16 protein-coding genes are annotated in these 20485 nt (G+C 64.5%); 3 read left to right on the top strand and 13 right to left on the bottom strand.

Annotated elements, in window-relative coordinates; translation table 11 throughout:
• Positions 1–10: 10 nt before the first annotated feature.
• The 12 genes from AB5S05_RS19825 to leuC all read right to left on the bottom strand — a co-directional run bounded on the left by AB5S05_RS19825 (position 11) and on the right by leuC (position 13649).
• Complete coding sequence (locus tag AB5S05_RS19825; protein ID WP_369289253.1) at positions 11–553, bottom strand: CvpA family protein; 543 nt, start codon at positions 551–553, stop codon at positions 11–13.
• Between the two features lie 67 nt (positions 554–620).
• A complete protein-coding gene (locus AB5S05_RS19820) occupies positions 621–1217 on the bottom strand; it encodes an SPOR domain-containing protein (RefSeq protein WP_369289252.1) in 597 nt (198 codons plus the stop codon).
• Positions 1201–2508, bottom strand: coding sequence for a bifunctional tetrahydrofolate synthase/dihydrofolate synthase (gene folC / locus AB5S05_RS19815; protein ID WP_369289251.1), 1308 nt, complete (start codon positions 2506–2508; stop codon positions 1201–1203). The genes AB5S05_RS19820 and folC overlap by 17 nt, the downstream gene beginning before the upstream one ends.
• Positions 2505–3392, bottom strand: coding sequence for an acetyl-CoA carboxylase, carboxyltransferase subunit beta (gene accD / locus AB5S05_RS19810; RefSeq protein WP_369289250.1), 888 nt, complete (start codon positions 3390–3392; stop codon positions 2505–2507). Before accD ends, folC begins: the two co-directional genes overlap by 4 nt.
• Positions 3393–3635: 243 nt before the next feature.
• Entirely contained in the window at positions 3636–4256 is a 621-nt protein-coding gene (locus AB5S05_RS19805) for a phosphoribosylanthranilate isomerase (protein ID WP_369289249.1), read from the bottom strand.
• 44 nt (positions 4257–4300) lie between these two features.
• Complete coding sequence (truA, locus tag AB5S05_RS19800; RefSeq protein ID WP_369289248.1) at positions 4301–5167, bottom strand: tRNA pseudouridine(38-40) synthase TruA; 867 nt, start codon at positions 5165–5167, stop codon at positions 4301–4303.
• Between the two features lie 3 nt (positions 5168–5170).
• A complete protein-coding gene (locus AB5S05_RS19795; protein ID WP_369289247.1) occupies positions 5171–7975 on the bottom strand; it encodes a motility hub landmark protein FimV in 2805 nt (934 codons plus the stop codon).
• Positions 7976–8128: 153 nt separating this feature from the next.
• Entirely contained in the window at positions 8129–9139 is a 1011-nt protein-coding gene (locus tag AB5S05_RS19790) for an aspartate-semialdehyde dehydrogenase (RefSeq protein ID WP_369289246.1), read from the bottom strand.
• A 159-nt stretch (positions 9140–9298) separates the two neighbouring features.
• Positions 9299–10411: an aspartate-semialdehyde dehydrogenase gene (gene asd / locus AB5S05_RS19785; RefSeq protein WP_369289245.1), complete on the bottom strand. Its 1113-nt coding sequence runs from the start codon at positions 10409–10411 to the stop codon at positions 9299–9301.
• 55 nt (positions 10412–10466) lie between these two features.
• Positions 10467–11549: a 3-isopropylmalate dehydrogenase gene (leuB, locus tag AB5S05_RS19780; RefSeq protein WP_369289244.1), complete on the bottom strand. Its 1083-nt coding sequence runs from the start codon at positions 11547–11549 to the stop codon at positions 10467–10469.
• Between the two features lie 13 nt (positions 11550–11562).
• The gene (gene leuD / locus AB5S05_RS19775) at positions 11563–12210 is read right to left on the bottom strand and encodes a 3-isopropylmalate dehydratase small subunit (protein ID WP_369289243.1); all 648 of its coding nucleotides are present in this window, start codon (positions 12208–12210) and stop codon (positions 11563–11565) included.
• 11 nt (positions 12211–12221) lie between these two features.
• On the bottom strand, positions 12222–13649 hold the full coding sequence (gene leuC, locus AB5S05_RS19770; protein ID WP_369289242.1) for a 3-isopropylmalate dehydratase large subunit: 1428 nt from the start codon (positions 13647–13649) through the stop codon (positions 12222–12224).
• A gap of 134 nt (positions 13650–13783) precedes the next feature.
• On the opposite strand from leuC, the gene AB5S05_RS19765 reads away from it, so the two are divergent.
• The 3 genes from AB5S05_RS19765 (at position 13784) to AB5S05_RS19755 (ending at position 19257) form a co-directional block, all read left to right on the top strand.
• The gene (locus AB5S05_RS19765) at positions 13784–14689 is read left to right on the top strand and encodes a LysR family transcriptional regulator (RefSeq protein WP_369289241.1); all 906 of its coding nucleotides are present in this window, start codon (positions 13784–13786) and stop codon (positions 14687–14689) included.
• A gap of 93 nt (positions 14690–14782) precedes the next feature.
• Positions 14783–18460, top strand: coding sequence for a PAS domain S-box protein (locus AB5S05_RS19760; RefSeq protein ID WP_369289240.1), 3678 nt, complete (start codon positions 14783–14785; stop codon positions 18458–18460).
• 50 nt (positions 18461–18510) lie between these two features.
• Positions 18511–19257, top strand: a complete 747-nt coding sequence (locus tag AB5S05_RS19755; RefSeq protein ID WP_369289239.1) for an SDR family oxidoreductase — start codon at positions 18511–18513, stop codon at positions 19255–19257.
• A 35-nt stretch (positions 19258–19292) separates the two neighbouring features.
• Here AB5S05_RS19755 and AB5S05_RS19750 read toward each other — a convergent pair whose 3' ends face one another.
• Positions 19293–20276, bottom strand: a complete 984-nt coding sequence (locus AB5S05_RS19750; protein ID WP_369289238.1) for a tRNA dihydrouridine synthase — start codon at positions 20274–20276, stop codon at positions 19293–19295.
• Between the last annotated feature and the right edge of the window lie 209 nt (positions 20277–20485).

Genomic DNA, 20485 nt, shown 5'->3' with positions numbered 1-20485 from the left:
TTGCGGCAGTTTACTGCAAGAGACCTGTTTTGAACGGCAGCTCGGCGGGCGCGCTGACGCCGCTTGCAAGCCACTGACTGGACAGCCCCAGAATGAGGTTTTTCGACCAGTCGGCGACCAATAAGAAATGCGGCAGCAGCGTCGACTCGCGCCACCATGGATCCTGTTGAAACGGCGTCAGGCTGAGCAGACCGACCAGCACCACGACCAGCAGGCCGCCGCGGGCGGCGCCGAATACCATGCCCAGCAATCGGTCGGTGCCGGACAGGCCGGTGACCCGAATCAGTTCGCCAAGCAGATAATTGACCAGCGCACCCACCAGCAAGGTGACGATGAAGAGAATGGAACAGGCGGCGATAACCCGGGCAGAAGGGGTCTGGATGTAGTCGACCAGATGCTGGGACAGTGCTCCACCAAACATCCAGGCAACCACCCCCGCGATGATCCAGGTGAGCAACGACAGGGCTTCCTTGACGAAACCCCGGCTCAAACTGATCAAGCCCGAAATGGCGATGATGGCGATTATCGCCCAGTCGACCCAAGTAAATGCCACGATGCAGGCTACCGACGGAAAAGGCGCTGCATTTTAGCAGAGCCCCCGCCATCGAGTAAGCAGAGGATTAGCTGCGCTCCGGCTGAAAGCGCACGACGAAACCGTTGAGCTTGTGCTGTCGCTGCAACTGGTCCCGCAGACGATCGGCCTCGACACGCTCGATCAGGGGCCCGACGAACACCCGGTTCATGCCGTCGACGCTGCGAATATAGGCGTTGTAGCCCTGACCGCGCAGCGTCTTCTGCAGGCTTTGCGCCCCGCTGAGGCTGGACAGACTGGCCAATTGCACCGACCAGCTGACCGGCAGGCCATTGGCATCCAGGCGACCGGCGGGCGCTGGTGCCGGCGCACTGGCTTGCGCAGCAGCCGGCTCGAGGGCCTTGGCCGACGCTGGCGCAGGCGTTTCGCTCGGCACAGGGGCAGGCTGCGCCGACAGCTCCTCGGGCACTGGCTCCTGCGGCAAGGCCTCGGGCTCCAGCACCGCCACCGGCTGGATGTCGATCTGCGGCATGGCGGGCGCCGACGGCATGCTGGGCGCGTCGACTCTGACCTGACGCAACGGGTCTTCGCGCGTCAGCAGCATGGGCAGAAAGATCACTGCCAGGGCCAGCAGTACCAGGGCGCCGACCATGCGCTGTTTCAACCCTTTATCCAGCAAAGCCATCCTGCCCATCTCCCGTGGCATGGCGGGCCAGCCAGCCCAGGGCCTCGGCCACGCAGTAAAACGATCCGAACAGCAGAATCTCATCGCCATCGACGGCATTCATGCACAGCCCCTGCAAGGCAGACGCCACATCGGCATAGACCACCACCTGAGCACCGCAGTTGTGCAGATAGGCCTGCAACTCGCCGGCCGGACGCGTGCGCCCGGTCGGCAGCGGCGCTACCGCCCAGTCCGATACGACGTCCAACAGGGGCGTCACCACCCCAGGCAGATCCTTGTCCGCCAACAAGCCGAACACGGCCAAGCGGCGCCCCCTTGGGCAGTTGCTCGCCAGTCGGCGCGCCAAGTACTCGGCGGCGTGGGGATTATGCCCAACATCGAGCAGCAGTGTCAGCGCCTTGCCCTGCCACTGGATGTTTCTTCGATCCAGCCGGCCGATGACCCGGGTGCACCTGAGCGCATCGGCGATCTGCCCGGCATGCCAGGGCAGATCCAGCAGGGCATAGGCCTGCAGTGCCAGTGCGGCGTTCTCCATGGGCAAGTCGAGCAGCGGCAAATGCTGCAGACTCAGGCCCTTGCCCCGCGGGCCGACGCCGGACCAGGACCAATCCTCGGCTGTGACGCGCAGATCATAATCACGGCCACGCAGCAGCAGGGGGGCCGCCAGCGCAGCCGCCTGGTCCAACAACGGCTGTGGCGGCAGCGGGTCACCACACAGCGCCGGCTTGCCCGACCGGAAGATACCGGCCTTCTCGAAGGCAACCGATTCACGGCTGTCGCCGAGCCATTCGGCATGATCCAGACCGATGCTGGTGACCAGCGCCAGATCGGCATCGACCAGATTGACCGCATCCAGCCGCCCACCCAGACCGACTTCCAGCACCGCGACGTCCAGGGCGGCGCGCTGGAACAACCAGAAAGCCGCCAGGGTTCCCACCTCGAAATAGGTCAGGGAGATATCGCCGCGCGCCGCCTCGACAGCGGCGAACGCCGCGCACAGCTCGGCATCGCCGGCTTCGGCACCCGCGATCTGCACCCGTTCGTTGTAGCGCAGCAGATGTGGCGAGCTGTATACGCCCACCTTGAGGCCCTGCGCCTGGAGCAGCGAGGCGAGGAAAGCACAGGTCGAACCCTTGCCATTGGTGCCGGTGACGGTAATCACGCGCGGCGCCGGACGAGTCAGGCCTAGTCGCTGGGCAACTGCCCTGGAGCGATCCAGGCCCATGTCGATCGCATTGGGGTGCAACTGCTCCAGGTACGCCAGCCAATCGGCAAGGGAACGCTCGATCATGCGGTAGCCGGCAACGATGCAACAGGGGAAGGCAGACGCATCAGCTGAGCCAACAACCTGGCCAGGCGCGGGCGCAACTCGGCGCGGTGGATGATCATGTCGATGGCGCCGTGCTCGAGCAGGAACTCACTGCGCTGGAAGCCCTCGGGGAGCTTCTCGCGCACCGTCTGCTCGATCACCCGCGGCCCGGCGAAACCGATCAGCGCACGCGGTTCGGCGACGATCACATCGCCAAGCATCGCCAGGCTGGCGGAGACCCCGCCATACACCGGATCGGTCAGCACCGAGATGAAAGGAACACCCTCTTCGCGCAGACGAGCCAGCACAGCGGAAGTCTTGGCCATCTGCATCAGCGAGATCAACGCTTCCTGCATGCGTGCGCCACCGGAGGCAGAGAAGCATATCAGCGGGCAGCGCTGCTCCAGCGCAACGTTGGCCGCGCGCACGAAGCGCTCGCCAACGATTGCCCCCATCGAACCGCCCATGAACGAGAATTCGAAGGCGCAGGCCACAACCGGCATCTGCTCCAGGGTGCCACGCATGGCCACCAGCGCATCTTTTTCACCGGTCTGCTTCTGCGCACCCGCCAGGCGATCCTTGTACTTCTTGCTGTCGCGAAACTTCAGGCGGTCGACCGGCTCCAGGTCGGCGCCGACTTCTTCCCGACCCTCGGCGTCGAGGAACAGGTCCAGGCGCGCGCGCGCATCGATGCGCATATGGTGATTGCACTTGGGACAGACATCCAGGGTCTTTTCCAGTTCGGGCTTGTACAACACCGCATCGCAAGACGGGCACTTGTGCCACAGCCCTTCGGGCACCGAGCTCTTCTTGACTTCGGAACGCATGATCGATGGGATCAGTTTGTCTACCAACCAGTTGCTCATGCTCTTATCTCTCCACAGCTTTAGGCTCGAACAAGCCCGAGGCACCCTGCCCCGAAAGCACATTCAAGCGAATTCACGAGTGCAGCCTCAACAGGGACCGGCATTCGCATCAGGCAGTCACCCTTTGACGCCTGCAAACCAACAGCGAACAACCCGCCACCTCGCCGTGACCGCCACCATAGGCGCTCAGGGGTTATGGACGGCCAAGCCGGCAGCGCCGTCACATCGCCCTGCATTTGGCGCTCACGCAGCCCTGACGGCCTGCATGAACGCCCGAATCTTGTCGGCGTCCTTGATACCCTTGCTCGCCTCGACGCCCCCACTGACATCGACCGCAAAGGGTCGCACCTGCCCGATCGCCGCCTGGACATTGCCTGGCGTCAGGCCTCCGGCAAGGATAATGGGCTTGCTTAGATCCGCCGGCACCAGCGACCAGTCGAATGCCTCGCCCGTCCCTCCGGGAATACCGGATACGTAGGTGTCAAGCAGGACTCCTGCCGCACCGCCATAGAGCTTCACCCGGGCGGCAATATCGTCACCGGGCCTGACCCGCAATGCCTTGATATAGGGACGGGGGTAACCCACGCAGTCGGCCGGTGATTCATCACCGTGAAACTGCAGCAGGTCCAGCGGGAGCACATCGAGCAGTCCCTCGAGCTCCCTGCGCGGCATATCGACGAACAAGCCAACCGTGCTCACGAACGGTGGCAGCGCGGCGATGATCGCCTGCGCCTGACGCACACTCACAGCGCGCGGACTCTTGGCGTAGAACACCAGGCCGATCGCGTCGGCACCCGCCGCGGCTGCGGCCAGTGCATCCTCTACGCGAGTAATCCCACAGATCTTGCAGCGAACGACTGACAACTGGCGTGCACCCTTAGAAAACATCGATGGTAGCAAAAGGTATTCTAGGCGTCAGCCGCCACATCCGGCAGCCCGGAGAGAAAGTGTGGCCCAAGGTAGCGTCTGGGCAAGTCGAACTCCTCGGGGTAGTCGACTTGCACCAGGTAAAGACCATAAGGGTGGGCGGTAACTCCACCAGTGCGGCGCACCCGTGTCTCCAGCACCTCCCGCGCCCACTCTACCGGGCGCTCACCGGCACCGATCGCCATCAGCACCCCGGCGATATTGCGCACCATATGGTGCAGGAAGGCATTGGCGCGAATATCCAGCACGATAAAGCGGCCATGCTCGAGCAGGTGCAGGTGGTGAACGGTCTTGATTGGCGATTTGGCCTGGCATTGGCGCGCGCGGAAGGCGCTGAAATCGTGGGTACCAACCAATGACTCTGCCGCCTGACGCATCCGCGCCACATCCAGCGGCCGGTGGTTCCAGGTAACCTCCTCGGCCATATGCGCCGGACGAATCTGGTCATTGTAGATGACATAGCGGTAGCGGCGAGCCATGGCACAGAAACGCGCATCGAAATGCGCCGGCATCAGCTTGGCCCAGGTCACGCTGATATCACCGGGCAGGTTCATGTTGGCGCCCATGACCCAGGCATGCATGGAGCGCTCGACCGGCGTATCGAAATGCACCACCTGGGCGCTGGCATGCACCAGGGCATCGGTGCGCCCGGCACAGCTCAAAGTCACGGGAACCCCGCCAGCCACCTTGGCCAAGGCTTTCTCCAACGCTTCCTGAATCGACGGCACGCCAGCACGCTGGCGCTGAAAACCGCGATACCGCGAACCCTTGTATTCGACACCAAGAGCCACTTTGAAAATGCCAACGGCAGCCAATTCGGCTGCCGCTGCAGGTCGTGCATCAGACATGTATCAAACCAATTTAGCGATCAACTCGCGCGCTTCCTGCTGTTGATCCTCACTACCTTCGACGACCACTTCGTCGAGGATATCGCGAGCCCCCTCGGCATCGCCCATGTCGATATAGGCGCGCGCCAGATCGAGCTTGGTGGCGGCCTCGTCGGTCCCGGCAAGAAAGTCGAAGTCATCATCGCCTTCGAGGTCCATGCCCCCCAGCGCCGGCTCAGCGGCCGCCTCGGGCTCATCGACTTCGAGGTCCGGCGTGGCCGGCTCCAGATCGCTCGACAGCTGATCCAGTTCGGCACTCACCTCTTCCAGCTGGGCCGCGAAGCTGCCTTCCGTGGATTCGGCCGGGGCCTCCTCACTGAGTGACAGATCGAAGTCCATCGGCAGATCGAATGCATTGTCCTCTGCTGCTGCCTTGACCTCTTCGTCGGTCAATTCGAAACTCGACTCCGCCAGTTCGCCGCCAGGCAGCGCTTCTTCCGCCTCGTCATCCAGGCTCAACAGAAACTCATCCTCATCACTCACAGCCGGCGCCTCCTCGGAGGCGGACATCAGGTCGAAGCCGGCCAGTTCATCACTCGCTGCCGGGCGATCTTCGGCTCCCTCATCAAGGCTGAGCTCGAACTCCAGCTCATCATCCTTGCTCATGCCCTGCCCCACGACCTCATCCAGCTCGAAATCGTCGTCGAGCGACAGCGTGTCCAGCTCTTCCTCGGATGCGCTCGCCGCACTGGACGGCAGGTCGCGATCCAATTCCGACTCCAACTCATCGAGGCTCAGGTCGAATGCGTCATCGCTATCCTCCGCTCCCGCCTTGGCATGCTCGGGCGCATCGTCGAGACCCAGGTCATCCAGACTGAAACCACCCATATCGTCTTCTACGGCGGCAGCCGCCGTACCGGCCATCGCCAGCCCGACCATGGCCGGGTATTTGGCCTTGAGCTGCTCGACCTGTGCCGCGGCACCGCCGATCTCACGCAGTTCGGCCTCCTGACGAGCAAAACCTTCGCGATCACCCAGCTCGGCCTGAACCTCCATCAACTTCACACGCAGGTCGCCGCGGTGCGGCTCGTCGTTGATGGCATTCTGCAGCAACTCGGCAGCCTGATTGAATCGGCCATAGGCGATATAGATATCGGCCTCGCCCAGGGCATCACCGGTCTGCGCAGTGACCCGGCCCTCATTGGCAGAGGCCGGGGTCTCATCGCCTTCGGTCGACAAGCCTTCAAAGCTATCGGGTTGTAGTTGCATGTCGGCGTCGAAATCTGCCTGGGTCGCCTCCGCGACCAGCCCTTCCTGCAGTTCGGCCTCCTTGAGCGCGTTGCGCCGGGACAGCATCATCAGGCCAACCAGTACCAACAGGAGCGCCCCGCCGCCGGCAACCCCCAGAAGCATGGGATTAGCCAACAAATCGTCGACCAAGCTCGTCTCTGCCGGCTGGCTGACCGCTGGCGCAGGCGCAGCAACCGGTGCCTTCGCCGCCGGCTCCGCAGGCTTGACTGGCGCCGCCGGTTGCTCGGCAACTGGCGGCTGAGCAGCCTCGGTGGCAGCCGGTTTCTGCGCCACTTCCTCGCTGTAGTTGAAGTCAGTCTGTTCAACCGTCTCACTGGCTCCTGTCGCTTCCTCGACCACCACCGGCGCGGCTGTGGTCGCTGCCGCGGATTCGCTAGCAGCAGGCGCCACCGGGACCTGCTCCTGCGCAGCCAGATCGACCTGCAATTTGGCCAGCTGATCGTCCTTGAGCTGAATCAGCCGCTGCAGTTTGTCGAGCTGCCCTTGCAGATCGCCCATGCGGCTCTTCAGCTCGTCGTTTTCACGACGGGTCGAGTCGAGACTTTCCTGGGTCACGGCCAGCTTGTCAGCCAGTGCCTTGCTATCGGCAGAGCCTTTTTCGCTACCGCTAGTGGCCTTACCGGCGTCGGCGGCCACCAGCTTGAGGCTGTCTTGAGCCTTGACCTCGGCCGGCGCGGCACCCGCCACACTGCGTTTGGTCGCATCCAGCTGACGAGCACTTGCAAGCCCACGCGCCTCGCGCCAGCTGGCATTCTGTGCGGCAACCTGGGCAATTGCCTCCTCACGGGTGCGGCGCGCGATCTGCTGTGCGTCCGGCAGACGCAGGACCTGCCCACGCTTCAACCGATTGATGTTGCCATCGATAAAGGCCTGCGGATTGAGGTCCTGAATGGCCAGCATGGCCTGATTTACACTGCCGCTGCCGCGCACACGCTGGGCGATCTCCCAGAGCGTATCGTTGGCGCTGGTCTTGTATTGCTCGCCCAGCGGCGCACTCGACGCCGCCGCAGTCGATGACGATGGAACACTCGCAGGCGCAACCGGCGCAGCGGGTGCACGGACCACCGGCGCGGCCGCCGACGTCGCCGGCGCGACAGCGGTAACCGCCTGCGGCGAATAGAGTGGCGGATCGAGCAGCAGCGTGTACTCGCGCAGCAGACGCCCGCTCGGCCACAGCACCTCGACCAGGAAGTTCAGATAGGGTTCGCGCACCGGCTTGCTCGAAGTCACGCGGATGACGCTCTTGCCGTTGGGCTTGAGTATCGGAGTGAACTTCAGGTCGGTGAGAAAGTACTGGCGATCGACGCCAGCCTTGGTGAACTCATCGGGAGAGGCCAGGTTCGGCAGCACCTCATCGGAGCCCAGGTCACGCACCTCGAGCAATTCGATTTCAGCCACCAGGGGCTGATTCAGCGCCGACTGCAGGGTCACCTCACCCAGACCTAGCGCATGCGCCATACCCGAGGACAGTGCCGAAGCAGCTGCGATTGCCAGCACCAGTTTGCGAACCCGAACCATAGCGTTTTCCCTTGTTTTATCTTTTTTCTCGGCATGCGAGGGGACGTGATGATTGCTGCCTGCATCCCCAAGAAGGCGGCTCCCCATGCAGCAATCAACTGAGCCAGTATTGCCAAGCTCGAAAGATTCTTCAAATTTCAGGGTAAGTATCTTTTACAGATAGTGTTTTATCAACAACTCGGCCAACTGCACAGCGTTCAGGGCAGCGCCTTTTCTTGCATTATCAGACGCAATCCACAAATTCAGTTCCGCCGGCTCATCCAGGCCGCCGCGAACCCGGCCCACATAGACCTCGTCCTGGCCGAGCGCATCACCGACCGCCGTAGGATAATCGCCAGGCTCAACATATTCGATCCCGGGCGCCGCCTGCAATGCTGCGCAAACAGCCGGTAGATCGACGGCAGCATTGGCCAGCAGCGATAGGCTGAGGCTGTCGCCAAAAAACACCGGCGCCTGCACGCAGGTAGCCGAAACCGCCAGGCTCGGCGCCTCGAGCAACTCCTTCAGCTCGCCGGCCAGACGCCGCTCCAGCGCACCGTGACCGGTAGCATCGGGCGTATCGACCTGGGCCAGCAGATTGAACGCGATCTGCCGGTCGAACAGACGCGGCTCAAGCGGGCGAGCATTGAGCAACTCGGCGGTTTGCCGCGCCAACTCGGACACCCCCTCACGCCCCCGACTGGACACGGCCATGCACGCGGTGAGCGTCAGATGCTTCACCTGCAGCTGCGGCCGCAACGCCGCCAGCACCAGCGCCACGGCAACCGCCGGCGCACTCGGACTGGTCAGCCGGTAGGGTGCGGCCAGCCCAGCCAGGACCTGTGCATTGACCTCCGGCACCACCCGCGGCGCCAGGGAGGACGGCAAGGCCGCGGCCAGATCGATCAACGCGCAACCAGCGGCACTCACTCGCTCGGCGTACTCACGGGTCACCGCTGCGCCTGCGGCGAAGAAGGCCAACTGAACGCTGCCGAAATCGAAGGACTCCAGCGGCCGCACGCGCAGCGTCTTGCCCCTGAATGCCAGCGACTGCCCCACCGACTCGCTACCGGCAAGCAGATGCAGACTGCCAACCGGCAGGATGCGCTCCTCGAGCAATTGCACCAGGCTCTCGCCAACGCTGCCAGTTGCGCCAATCACGGCAATATCGAAACTTCGGGTCATCTCATCGCTTCTGACTCAAACAAGGTCCGCACTGTATAGCGCGACCCCACAAATGCAAAGGAGCGAGCCGACCGGCGATCGGGGAAAACACCCGACACCGGCACAGCCCGCCCCTTCTTCTACTCAAGCCCGCAACCGATCGCAACCGGCCGCTCGCCCTTAACGCTCCAGCAGGATCCGCAACATGCGCCGCAGCGGCTCGGCCGCCCCCCACAACAGCTGGTCGCCAACGGTGAAGGCACCCAGGTACTGCGAGCCCATGTTCAACTTGCGCAGACGCCCCACCGGTACGCTCAGGGTGCCGGTGACGGCGGTCGGGCCCAGTTCGCGGATGCTCGCCTCGCGTTGATTCGGCACCAGCTTGACCCAGGGGTTGTGCTGACTGATCAGGCCTTCGAGGTCGGACAGCGGCACATCCTTGTTCAGCTTGATGGTCAGCGCCTGGCTGTGGCAGCGCATGGCACCGATGCGCACGCAGATGCCATCGACCGGGATCGGGCTCTTGAAGCGACCGAGGATCTTGTTGGTCTCTGCCTGTGCCTTCCATTCTTCACGGCTCTGCCCATTGGGCAGTTCCTTGTCGATATAGGGAATCAGGCTGCCGGCCAGCGGCACGCCAAAATTGTCCACCGGGAAGGCATCGCCGCGCATGGCCTCGGCCACCTTGCGATCGATGTCGAGAATGGCGCTGGCCGGATTGGCCAGGTCATCGGCGACCGCGCCATTGATCGCACCCATCTGCTTGATCAGCTCGCGCATGTTCTGCGCCCCGGCGCCGCTGGCCGCCTGATAGGTCATGGCGCTCATCCACTCGACCAGGCCGGCTTCGTACAGACCGCCCAGCGCCATCAGCATCAGGCTCACGGTGCAGTTGCCGCCGATGTAGTTCTTCATGCCGGCATCGAGGGACTGGTCGATCACCTTGCGGTTGACCGGGTCCAGCACGATGACCGCGTCATCGGCCATGCGCAGCGAGGACGCGGCGTCGATCCAGTAGCCCTGCCAGCCCGCCTCACGCAGCTTGGGGAAGACTTCGCTGGTGTAGTCGCCACCCTGACAGGTCAGGATCACATCCAGGCCCTTGAGCTCATCGATGCTGTAAGCGTCCTTCAGCGGGGCGATGTCCTTGCCGATGGCCGGGCCCTGACCACCCACATTGGAAGTGGTGAAGAACACCGGTTCGATCAAGTCGAAATCCTGCTCTTCCAGCATGCGCTGCATCAGCACGGAACCGACCATGCCACGCCAACCGATCAGACCTACACGTTTCATAACGACTACACCTATATGAACAGACCGCCGGAACCGCCCCGGCGGATCCGAGAGATTACAGACTACGCAGTGCTTCGACTACCGCATCACCCATGGCCGCCGTACCGACCTTGGTCGTACCGGCCGAATGGATGTCGCCGGTGCGCAGGCCCTGATCGAGCACCTTGCTCACCGCCTGCTCGATGGCATCGGCGGCCTGGCCCTGATTGAAGCTGTAGCGCAGCATCATCGACACCGAGAGGATGGTCGCCAATGGGTTGGCGATGCCTTGCCCGGCGATATCCGGGGCGCTGCCGTGACAGGGCTCGTACATGCCCTTGTTGTTGGCATCCAGGGACGCTGAAGGCAGCATGCCAATGGAACCGGTGAGCATGGAAGCCTCATCCGACAGAATGTCACCGAACATATTGTCGGTGACCATCACGTCGAATTGCTTGGGCGCGCGCACCAGCTGCATGGCCGCGTTGTCCACGTACATGTGGCTGAGCTCGACGTCCGGGTAGTCCTTGGCCACTTCTTCGACCACGGCGCGCCACAATTGGCTGGAGGCCAGCACATTGGCCTTGTCCACCGAGCACAGTTTCTTGCCGCGCACGCGAGCCATGTCGAAACCGACCCGGGCGATACGGCGGATTTCGCTCTCGCTGTATGGCAGGGTGTCGTAGGCCATGCGCTCGCCGTTTTCCAGCAGCTTGCTCTCGCGCGGCTGACCGAAGTAGATGCCACCGGTCAGTTCGCGAACGATGAGAATGTCCAGACCGGCGACCACCTCCGGCTTCAGCGAAGAGGCATCGGCGAGCTGCGGGTAGAGAATGGCCGGACGCAGGTTGGCGAACAGGCCCAGCTGCGAGCGGATCTTCAGCAGGCCGCGTTCCGGGCGCAGGGCCGGGTCGATCTTGTCCCACTTGGGCCCGCCGACGGCGCCGAGCAGCACGGCATCGGCAGAGCGGGCGCGCTCCAGGGTCTCGTCGGCCAGGGGTACGCCGTACTTGTCCACCGCGGCGCCGCCCAGCTCATCGAACGACAACTCGATGCCCAGGTCGTACTTGTCATTGGCCAAGCGCAGCACCTTGACCGCCTCGGCCATGATCTCCGGACCGATGCCGTCGCCAGGAAGAACCAGAATCTGCTTGCTCATGAAATGTCCTTGATTACTTGATCGCGCCGAACAGCCAGGGGCTGCTCTGCTGGTGTTTGGCCTCGAACGCCTTGATCGCCGCCTGGTCCTGCAGGGTCAGGCCGATGTCATCCAGACCATTGAGCAGGCAGTGCTTGCGGAAGGCATCGACTTCGAAGCGGTACTGCTTGCCATCCGGGCGAGTCACGGTTTGCGCCGCCAGGTCGACGGTCAGCTGGTAACCCTCTTCGGCCTCACACTGCTGGAACAGTTCATCGACATCGCTTTCGCCGAGGATGATCGGCAGCAGGCCATTCTTGAAGCTGTTGTTGAAGAAGATATCGGCGAAGCTCGGCGCGATCACCGCGCGAAAGCCGTACTCATCCAGCGCCCAGGGCGCGTGCTCGCGACTCGAGCCGCAACCGAAGTTCTCCCGTGCCAGCAACACGCTGGCGCCCTGATAGCGCGGGAAGTTCAGCACGAAGTCCGGGTTGATCGGCCGCGTCGAGCAGTCCTGATTCGGCTGGCCGACATCCAGGTAACGCCACTCGTCGAACAGGTTGGGGCCGAAACCGCTGCGCTTGATCGACTTCAGGAACTGCTTGGGAATGATCTGGTCGGTGTCGACATTGGCCCGATCGAGCGGCGCGACCAGACCGGTGTGCTGGGTAAAGGCTTTCATGGTCGGTCTCCTTAAGGCTGGATCAGTTCACGCACATCGACGAAGTGGCCAGTCACCGCGGCAGCCGCGGCCATGGCCGGGCTGACCAGGTGGGTGCGCCCGCCGGCGCCCTGGCGCCCCTCGAAGTTGCGGTTGGAGGTGGAGGCGCAATGCTCGCCACTGCCCAGCTTGTCGGGGTTCATCGCCAGGCACATGGAGCAGCCCGGCTCGCGCCATTCGAAACCGGCCTCGATAAACACCTTGTCCAGCCCCTCGGCCTCGGCTTGCGCCTTGACCAGACCGGAGCCTGGCACCACCAGGGCCTGCTTGATGGTCGCGGCGACCTTGCGCCCCTTCGCCACCTCGGCGGCGGCGCGCAGGTCTTCGATCCGCGAGTTGGTGCAGGAGCCGATGAACACACGGTCCAGCTGGATATCGGTGATCGCCTGATTGGCCGTCAGCCCCATGTATTTGAGGGCACGCACTATGGAGTCGCGCTTGACCGGGTCGGCTTCGGCAGCCGGATCCGGCACCTTCTGGTCGACGGCCAGAACCATCTCCGGCGAAGTGCCCCAGCTGACCTGCGGCTTGATGTCTTCGGCACGCAACTCGACGACGGTGTCGAACACGGCATCTTCATCCGACACCAGGCCACGCCACTGCGCCACGGCCTTGCCCCAATCGGCACCCTTGGGCGCGAAGGGACGGCCCTCTACGTAGGCGATGGTCTTCTCGTCCACCGCCACCAGGCCGACCCGGGCGCCCGCCTCGATCGACATGTTGCAGATGGTCATGCGGCCTTCCAGGGACAGGTCGCGAATGGCGCTGCCGGCGAACTCCAGGGCATGGCCATTACCCCCGGCGGTGCCGATCTTGCCGATCACGGCGAGGACGATGTCCTTGGCGGTCACGCCGAAGGGCAGCTGGCCCTCCACGCGCACCTGCATGTTCTTCATCTTCTTGGCCACCAGGCACTGGGTGGCGAGCACGTGCTCGACCTCGGAGGTGCCGATGCCGTGGGCCAGGGCGCCGAAGGCGCCATGGGTGGAGGTATGCGAGTCGCCGCAGACCACGGTCATGCCCGGCAGGGTAGCGCCCTGCTCCGGGCCGACCACGTGGACGATGCCCTGACGACTGTCGTTCATCTTGAATTCGAGGATGCCGAAGTCATCGCAGTTCTCGTCCAGGGTCTGTACCTGGATGCGCGACACCTCATCGGCAATCGACTCGAGGCCGCCCTGGCGCTCTGCCTGGGTGGTCGGCACGTTGTGATCCGGGGTGGCGATGTTGGCGTCGATGCGCCAGGGCTTGCGTCCGGCCAGGCGCAGCCCCTCGAAGGCCTGTGGCGAGGTCACTTCGTGGAGGATATGCCGGTCGATGTAGATCAGCGACGAACCATCGTCGCGGCGCTTCACCTCGTGCATTTCCCAGAGCTTGTCGTAGAGCGTTTTGCCGGCCATCAGCTTATCCCTCATCAGCGTGTTTCTATGCCTGGGCGAATAGCCCCTCGGCTTATGGGGCTGATCCTAAGGACTTGCATTGAATTACTCAAATTCATATTTTTCATCCATTGGATAACCAACTGGAATGCAATATGGACCTGGCAACCCTCAATGCCTTTATTGCCATCGCCGAGCTCGGCAGCTTCTCCGAGGCCGCCGAACGCCTGCACCTGACCCAGCCCGCCGTCAGCAAGCGTATCGCCAGCCTGGAGCAGCAACTGGAGGTGCGCCTGTTCGACCGCCTGGGTCGCGAGGTTGGCCTGACCCAAGCCGGACGCGCCCTGCTGCCACGGGCCTACCAGATTCTCAATGTGCTGGACGACACCCGTCGCGCCCTGAACAACCTCAGTGGCGAGGTCAGCGGTCGCCTGACCCTGGCCACCAGCCACCATATCGGCCTGCACCGCTTGCCGCCGCTGTTGCGCGCCTTCACCCGCACCTACCCCCAGGTGGCACTGGACATCCAGTTTCTCGATTCGGAAGTGGCCTACGAGGAGATCCTCCACGGCCGCGCCGAACTGGCTGTGATCACCCTGGCGCCGGAGACCCGCGAACCGGTACGCGCGGTCACCGTGTGGGATGACCCCCTGGATTTCGTCGCCGCCCCCGAGCATCCACTGGCGGCCAGTGACACCATCAGCCTGGCGGATGTGGCGCGTCATCCGGCGGTGTTTCCGGGCGGCAACACCTTCACCCATCATATCGTCCAGCGCCTGTTCGAGGCCCAGGGGCTGACGCCGAACATCGCCATGAGCACCAATTACCTGGAAACCATCAAGATGATGGTCTCCATTGGCCTGGCCTGGAGCGTACTGCCGCGCACCATGCTCGACGAGCAGGTGGCACGGCTGCCATTGCCCGGCGTCCAACTGTCGCGCCGGCTCGGCTACATCCTGCATACCGAGCGCACCCTGTCGAATGCCGCACGGGCCTTCATGGCCCTGCTCGATGGCCAGCGCGACAGCCTTGCACTGGGGCCTGCGCAACGGCTAACGTGAGCCTCATAAGCATAAAAAGGAGGGGCCGCATGCCCGTGCCAGATCTCCAACCCAAGGGCCGCACCACTCCTTCACGCACAGACAGAGCCGCGCATGGCCGAACCCGGTAGTCAACATCCGCCATTTCCGTTCATTCCAGCACTCGACCCTGCCGAATTCGAGCGCACCTGGGACGACGCCCAACACCTGCTCGCCGCGCTGAACGGCGCCAAGCTTGGCGCCTGGTACTGGGATGTCAGCAGCGGCCGGGTCAGTTGGTCACGCGGCGCCCAGGCGCTGTTCGGCCTGGACCCGAGCAGGCCCCTGCGCACCCGAGTCGACTATATCGAGATGATTCCTCCCGGGGAGCGGGCCAAGGTCCAGCAGGTCTTCCAGTCCATCCTCGCCGGCACGCCCGGCAGCCATGCCCTGCGCCACCGCATCCAGTGGGCAGACGGCAGCCTGCACTGGCTGGAGATCAGCGGCAGCTTGCAGTCTGCCGAGGACGGGCGCCCCTGCATGTTCGGCGTGATCCGCGATATCACCGCGCAGGAAGAGCGTGCCCAGGCACTGACCAGCTCCGAAAAACGCTTTTCCAGCCTGTTTCACCTGAGCCCGGACGTGGTGCTGCTCAAGCGCCTCAGCGACAGCGTGATCACCGAGGCCAACCGTCACTTCGAGCAACAGTTCGGCTGGCCGGCGGCCGAGACCATTGGCCGCAGCACGCTCGAGCTGAACCTCTGGGTACACCCCGAGCAGCGTGAGCAGCTGCGCCAGCACGCCGACGCCAGAAGCGAGCCCATCGTCCAGGAAGTTCAGTGGCGCGCCCGCAACGGCCGCATCCTCGACGGCTTGCTGAGCAGCCAGTACCTGGAACTGGATGAGCAAGGCTATATCCTCCTGACCTTCCTCGACACCAGCGAACGCAAACGCAACGAGGCGGCGCTGCGCAGCAGCGAGCAGAAGTTCTCGCAAGCCTTCCAGCACACCCCCGACGCCGTGGTGATCACCACCAAGGACAGCGGCTGCTTCCTCGAGGTCAACGCCAGCTTCGAGCGTCAGTTCGGCTGGAGTGCCGCCGAAACCATCGGCCACACGTCCCTGGAACTGGGGATCTGGGCCGACCCCGACGATCGCCAGAGGATGCTCGACGCCCTGCACCAGGGTCGCCTGAGCGACCTGGAAGTACGCCTGCGCAGCCGCGACGGCAGCATCAGCGACAACCTGCTGTTCGGTGGCGAGTTCGAGTTCGATGGCCGCGCCTGCCTGGTACTGACGGTACGCGACGTCACTCGCCAGCGCGCCCAGGAACGCGCCCTGAAGGACAGCCAGGAGCGCCTGACCCTGGCCCTGGAGTCCGCCGATCTGGGCACCTGGGACTGGCACATCCCGAGCAACATGCTGCATGGCTCGGAGCGCGCCGCCAGCCTGCACGGCCTGGCTGACGAGGCCTACTTCGGCGAGTTCGACGCCTTTCTCCGCCATGTGCCCGAGGAAGACCGGCGACGCCTGCTGCACAGATACCGGGAGCTGCTCGAAGGCCATGGCCAGCTGTTCCAGGTGACCTACCGTTCACGCCCCGCCAACGGCGAGACCCATCACCTGGAAAGCACCGCCAAGCTGTATCTCGACGAGTACGGGCAACCCCTGCGCATGACCGGGACCGTCAGAGACGTCAGCGAACAGGTGGTGCGCGAGCAGCGCCTGGCCGCCTCGGAGGAGAAGTTCGCCACCCTGTTCAACTCCAGCCCCGACCCCATCTGCGTCTCGCGCATTCGTGACGGCGTGTTTGTCGAGGTCAACCCCGGTTTCAGCGAAACCTTCGGCTGGCCGCCCGAGGAAATCGTCGGCCGCAGCGCCCCGGAGGTGAACTTCTGGGTCGATCCGCAACGACGTCGCGAGCTCTACGACCGGCTCAGCCGCGACAAGGGGCTGAGCGGCGAAGTCGCCTGCTTCCGCACGCGATCAGGCAGGCAGCTGAGCTGCGTGGTCTCCAGCCGCTATATCCGCGTCGAGCGCGAACTCTGCATCACCAGCACCTTCCGCGACATCAGCGAACAGCTGCGGGCCGAGGCGGCACTCAAGGCCAGCCAGGAGAAATTCGCCAAGGCGTTTCACTCCAGCCCCGACGCCATCACCATCACCGAGCGTGACAGCGGCCGCTATATCGAGGTCAACGAGGGTTTCTACCGCCTCACCGGCTATCATCCCGAAGATGTGATCGGCCGAACCTCCCTGGAACTGAATATCTGGGCCAAGCCCGAGCAGCGCCAGGCGATGCTCGACACACTGCGGCGCGACGGCCGCATCCTGCATCAGGAAATGCTCGGCCAACACCGCGACGGGCAGATCAAGACGGTGGAAGTCTCGGTCGAGCCGATCGAGCTGAACGATACCGACTGCCTGTTGCTGACGGCGCGCGACATCAGCCAACTCAAGGAAGCCCAGGCGCAGATCCAGCACCTGGCCTACCACGACTCGCTGACCAACCTGCCCAACCGCGCCCTGCTGATGGACCGCCTGACCCAGCAGATCGCCCTGCTCAAGCGCCACGACCTGCGCGGCGCCCTGCTGTTTCTCGACCTCGACCATTTCAAGCACATCAACGACTCGCTCGGCCACCCGGTCGGCGACAGCGTGCTCAAGCTGGTCACCGCCAGGCTGGAAGCCAGCGTGCGCCAGGAGGACACCGTCGCCCGCCTCGGCGGCGACGAATTCGTGGTGCTGATTTCCGGCCTGGAAGGCAAGCGCTCGGAGGTCACCCGCCAGGCCCGTGGCGTCGCGGAAAAACTGCGCCGGCTGCTGGCCGAGCCCATGCTGCTCGATGGCCATCGCCTGCAGGTCACCCCGAGCATCGGCATCGCCCTGATCCCCGACCACGGCGACACCCCGGCCGACCTGCTCAAGCGCGCCGACATCGCCCTGTATCGCGCCAAGGACCAGGGACGCAACGCCATTCAGTTGTTCCGCAGCACCATGCAGGAGGCCGCCAGCGAACGCCTGCGCCTGGAGAACGACATGCGCCTGGCGCTGGCACGCGGCGAGTTCGAACTGTACTTCCAGCCGCAGGTCGATGCCCGCAATGGCCAGGTAATCGGGGCCGAGGCCCTGCTGCGCTGGCAGCACCCGACCCTGGGCCCCCAGTCTCCGGCGTTGTTCATCCACGTCCTGGAGGAAAGCGGGCTGATCCTCGACGTTGGTGGCTGGGTGCTCGCCGAATCCTGCCAGGTCTGCGCCCAGTTGCTCGACGACAAGCTGATCCGCGCCGACGACTTCAGCCTGTGCGTCAATATCAGCCCGCGGCAGTTTCGCCAGAACGATTTTGTCGATCGAGTCGAGAGCAGCTTGACCAACAGCCTGCTGCCCAAGCCGATGCTCAAACTGGAGATCACCGAAGGCATCGTCATCCAGAACATCGAGGACACCATCGCCAAGATGAACCGCTTGAAGCGACTGGGGGTGAGCTTCGCGATGGACGATTTCGGCACCGGCTACAGCTCGCTGACCTACCTCAAGCGCCTGCCGGTGGACGTGCTGAAGATCGACCAGTCGTTCGTCCGCGACGCCACCACCGACCCCAACGATGCCGAGATCATCCGCGCCATCGTCGCCATGGCGCGCAGCCTCGGCCTGGAGATGATCGCCGAAGGCGTCGAGCAGCAGCAGCAACTGGATTTCCTCGAGCAGCAGGGCTGCCACCTGTACCAGGGCTACCTGTTCAGCAAGCCGCTGCCGCTGATGGAGTTCCGCGCGCTGCTGGCCCATACCCCCCAGCGCCCGCGCAGGAGCTGATGCCAACGGGCGCCCTCGCCGAGCCGGCGCCCGGCCACCGGAGCGAGTCGATGAACAAAGTCATGCTGATCACCGGCGCCAGCCGCGGCATCGGCGCCGCCACCGCCAGGCTGGCCGCCGCCGAAGGCTATGCCTTGTGCCTCAACTACCGACGACAGCGCGACGCGGCCGAGGCCCTGGTCGCCGAGATCGTCGCCGCGGGCGGCCAGGCCATCGCGGTGCAGGCCGACGTGGCCGACGAGCAGCAGGTGCTGCAACTGTTCGCCCGCCTCGACCAGCACTTCGGCCGCCTCGATGTGCTGGTCAACAACGCCGGCATGCTGGAGCAGCAGATGCGCCTGGAGCAGATGGACGGCGGTCGCCTGCAGCGGGTGTTCGCCGCCAATGTCTTCGGCAGCTTCTTCTGCGCCCGCGAGGCGGTCAAACGCTTGTCGACCCGCCACGGCGGCCGGGGCGGAGCCATCGTCAACCTGTCGTCGGTGGCCGCGCGCCTCGGCGCGCCCGGCGAGTACATCGACTACGCCGCCGCCAAGGGTGCCATCGACAGCCTGACCCTGGGCCTGGCCAAGGAGGTGGCCGCCGAGGGCATCCGCGTCAACGCGGTGCGCCCCGGCGTGATCGACACCGACATCCACGCCAGCGGCGGCGAACCGGCGCGGGTCACGCGAGTCAGCCAGAGCGTGCCCATGGGCCGCGGCGGCCAGGCAGAAGAAGTGGCCCGGGCGATACTCTGGCTGGCCGGCGAGCAGGCCTCCTATACCAGCGGGGCCCTGCTGGATGTCAGCGGCGGGCGCTGAGCAGGGCATCGCGGGCAACGACTGCCCGCAGACGCTCAGGCGACGGCAAGGCGCTCAAGCAACACCCGCTCCGGCACTTCGACCCCGAGCAAGGCATCGATGCGGCTGCAATCGTTCTCGCGACGCAGCAGGTTGAACAGCTCGGCCGCCTGTGGGTAGCTGCGCAGCAGCATCGCCAGCCACTGCTTGAGCCGCCCGGGGGCGTATCGCGGCGACATCTTGCGCCGCGCCTGCAGCCAGAACTCGCCGAGCAGGGGCCGCAGCTCGGCCCATTCCATGGGCGAGACGATCTGGCCGGCGCGGGCCGCGGCAATCTGCCGGGCCAGGTCCGGGCGCGCCACCAAGCCACGACCGAGCATGATGTTGTCGACGCCGCTGACCTCGCGACAGCGTCGCCAGTCGTCCAGGGTCCAGACTTCGCCATTGGCGAACACCGGCACCGCGACCGCCTCCTGCACCCGCGCCACCCACTCCCAGTGGGCCGGAGGCTTGTAGCCCTCGACCTTGGTCCGCGCGTGCACCACGATCTGCGCGGCGCCGCCCTCTGCCAGCGCCAACGCGCACTCGAGGGCCTGGTCCTTGTTATCGAAGCCCAGACGCATCTTCGCCGTCAGCGGTATTTGCCCCGGCAAGGTACGGCGCACCTCGCGGACGATGGCATGCAGCAGCTCCGGCTCCTTGAGTAGCACCGCACCGCCACGGGACTTGTTCACCGTCTTGGCCGGGCAGCCGAAGTTGAGGTCGACCACAGGCGCCCCCAAGGTGGCGGCGAAGGCGGCGTTGTCCGCCAGGCACTGCGGGTCCGAGCCGAGGAACTGCACGCGCAGCGGCGTGCCCGCCGCAGTCCGCGCAGCGCTGAACAGCTCGGGTGCGAGCTTCTGATAGGTCGAGGCCGGCAACACCCGCTCGGTAACCCGGATGAATTCGGTCACGCACCAGTCGATGCCGCCGACCCGGGTCAGCACATCTCGCAGGATCTCGTCGACCAGGCCTTCCATGGGCGCCAGGGCAATCTGCATTCACGGAGCTCTCGAAAAAGGGCCGCCAGTGTACGCGGCGCGGGCGGGCAGATGAACAGTCTGCCAGTCCTTGCCGACTAGCTGTGATCTCTCAGTAGGTTGTTCATCCGGGGCATTCCCGGAATTCTGGAAGTGCGACCAACCAAGCCTTCCAGGAGCCCCGAATGAACCTGCATAAACATGCCCGTCTTACCCCTCGCGGTCGAGCC

This window comes from Pseudomonas zhanjiangensis (assembly GCF_041027545.1).
Taxonomy (GTDB): domain Bacteria; phylum Pseudomonadota; class Gammaproteobacteria; order Pseudomonadales; family Pseudomonadaceae; genus Aquipseudomonas; species Aquipseudomonas zhanjiangensis.
Note: the sequence above shows the minus strand (reverse complement) of the source record. Positions and strands in the feature narration are given on the sequence as shown.